Source organism: Streptomyces sp. NPDC006283, from assembly GCF_040613325.1.
In the GTDB taxonomy this organism is placed as follows: domain Bacteria; phylum Actinomycetota; class Actinomycetes; order Streptomycetales; family Streptomycetaceae; genus Streptomyces.
On sequence record NZ_JBEXRZ010000427.1, the window covers coordinates 1 to 2,293 of the forward strand.

At 62.4% G+C, this 2,293-nt stretch carries 2 protein-coding genes and 2 pseudogenes; all 4 read right to left on the reverse strand.

Annotated features, from left to right (window positions below; all coding sequences use genetic code 11):
• Positions 1-93 precede the first annotated feature (93 nt).
• Positions 94-640 (reverse strand): annotated as a pseudogene (locus tag ABZ070_RS36900) (helix-turn-helix domain-containing protein); the annotation flags it as partial.
• Positions 641-897: 257 nt separating this feature from the next.
• Positions 898-1,256: pseudogene (locus tag ABZ070_RS36905) on the reverse strand (DDE-type integrase/transposase/recombinase); the annotation flags it as partial.
• Positions 1,257-1,308: 52 nt separating this feature from the next.
• Positions 1,309-1,740 carry a GtrA family protein gene (locus ABZ070_RS36910; RefSeq protein ID WP_356640526.1) on the reverse strand — a complete coding sequence of 144 codons (432 nt, stop codon included), beginning with the start codon at positions 1,738-1,740 and terminating at the stop codon, positions 1,309-1,311.
• Entirely contained in the window at positions 1,740-1,904 is a 165-nt protein-coding gene (locus ABZ070_RS36915; protein ID WP_356640528.1) for a hypothetical protein, read from the reverse strand. The genes ABZ070_RS36910 and ABZ070_RS36915 overlap by 1 nt, the downstream gene beginning before the upstream one ends.
• Positions 1,905-2,293 lie beyond the last annotated feature (389 nt).

Consider the following 2,293-nt stretch of genomic DNA (forward strand, 5'->3'; position numbering starts at 1 on the left):
CTCCGAGATGGCCGGCTCTATGAGAGGGAGTACAACCCCCGCGAGAAGGCGGCCCGAGAGGCTCAGACGGCTTGACTAAACTCATTAAGAGTCGTGAAAGTACCGGATGCCGTGGGTGCGGCGGTAGGTGGCCGGCAGCCGGTCCGGTCTCCTCTCCTCAGCCCAGCCCAGGCGGAGCCGTAGCAGGGGCGGATCGACAGCGGGCCGAACTGGTCGAACGCGAAACACCGGTCAGGGAAGTGGCTGGTCACGTGCTCGATGCGGTCGAGTTTGGTGTCCTTGTCGGGATCCTTTGACTCCTTCCAGTACGAGTGCGCTAGAAGGAGATCCCCTGCCTGCGCAGGATCTGCCGCAGCCGTTCCCGGCCGACCTTCACCGTCCGGACCCGGTTGCAGGCCAGGTAGTCGGCGAGCTTTCGAAGACCCCAGTGCGTGAACGGACGCCCCAGCGTGACCGGGCGGGGGTCTGGGCCGTCGCGACAATGAACTCGCGCTCGTCATCGCTGATCAGGCGGGGACGGCCTCCCGCCCACCGAGGGTTCAGCGCGGCTGAACGCATGGATCACGTCGCGGACGGTGTCCTCTTGCGCGGCAACTAGCCGCGCGATCGCTGGCACGATGGTCCCCGAGGCCGACGCCATGATGATCAAGGCTGGCGGACCCGCACCCACTCGCGTTTATCCCTGGCGCCGGAACTCGCGAACACCACCTACCGGAACCTGCTGATCGACTACGCATGTGCAGTGCCGAAGCTGCGTCGGAGACTCGTCGCCAAGGCCCACCACATCGGTAAGAACTGAAAGGGCTGTCGTGCCAACCGGTGCCATTCAGGAGGGCCTTCCGGTTCCTCGTTGCGTGATCCGCCGGGACAGTGCCTAACCGCACCACCGATGTAGTTCTGGACCAGGATGTCAAGGACATTGTCGGCGGCGTCGACGGCCCACCACAGGTACTTCTGCTCACCGTTGATCTTGATGAAGACCTCGTCGAGATGCCACTTATCCCCCGGCCGCGGACGTCGCCGGCGCAGCGAGTTAGCGTAGGCCTGCCCGAACTTCACACACCAGCGCCGTCGGTCTCGTAGGACACGACGGCGCCGCGCTCCAGCATCGGCTCCTCCACCTCGCGGAAGCTGAGGGGGAACCGGAAGTACAGCCACACGCCATGCGAGATGACCTCCACCGAGTAGCGGTGGTTTTGTACGACGGCACCATATCCGGCACGACCAGCCGCGCATACGGACAACCCGAAGATCATCCCAGGCCAACCGGCAACGTGACAGCACCCCTTCACTTGTTGGTGTAGGTGCTCACGCACTTTCACGTGATCGCTGCCGGGCGGAAGCCTTTTCGTCTTCTTTTGGTAGGAGAATGCGTTTTGATAACAGGTAGGTGAAAGGGATGGCAACCATCGCCGCCACCAGCGGTGCGTACTGTTTGCCCAAACCGACTAAGTGCACCAAAGCGAATAGGCCAGCGCTCTGCACCACAAAATTTGTCATGTTTGTAAGGGGGAAGAGGAGAAGCTTCTTCCAGGTGGGTCGGGTACGGTACGTGAAATATGTGTTCATGAAAAACGAGCCGAGCATACTCAGCAGGAAGGCGATGGTGTAGGCGCCGAAGTATGGCATCCACGGCAGCAGCAACCGATAGAAGATATAAAACGTCCCGGTGTTGACAGCGCCGATAAGGCTGAAGCGAACGATCTGCCGTAACTGTCCGTTCGTCAGGCGATGCAGCATTAGACCACCCCGTCACGTTGGCCAGCTCCATTTGTCTCGCGCCACTCGATGCCTTCGGGCTTGCTGGGGAAGCCGTGGGCTTCCTTGACGAGAAAATGGGGGCGCCGCTCGGTCTCGTAGTAGGTGCGGCCGACGTATTCGCCGATCAGCCCGAGCGTCACCATTTATACACCTCTCCTAGCCACGATGACCGTGACGAGCGTGACGTAGTCCGGGATGCTGATGCCGTCGTTAGCGCTGCCGGGACGATGACCTTAAGGCCCCCAGGGAGCACAGGCCCCCAGGGAGAGCGCGGCCGGCAGGAGCGCCGCCGCCTGGGCCAACCGCCTAGTCAACGGATACGAACAGATTGCGAACAGCCAGGACATAGTCCTGCTACGCGGCAGACAGGCAAGAGCTCGTGGTTCGGTGCACACCAAAGCGGTGGCGTCTTGGGGTGCCGGTAAAAACCCTGTCAGTGCGCCGTGAGGCGCGGTGAATCGAAGGAGGCGCAAGCCTTCGGCGAGGCTGGTGGTGGAGCCCGGCGAGACGGTCGCGCTCGTCGGGGAGAGCG

Bases quoted from the DNA above. Each gene is read 5' to 3' on its own strand.
- ABZ070_RS36910 (WP_356640526.1), bottom strand. From the start codon at position 1,740: ATGCTGCATCGCCTGACGAACGGACAGTTACGGCAGATCGTTCGCTTC.
- ABZ070_RS36915 (WP_356640528.1), bottom strand. From the start codon at position 1,904: ATGGTGACGCTCGGGCTGATCGGCGAATACGTCGGCCGCACCTACTAC.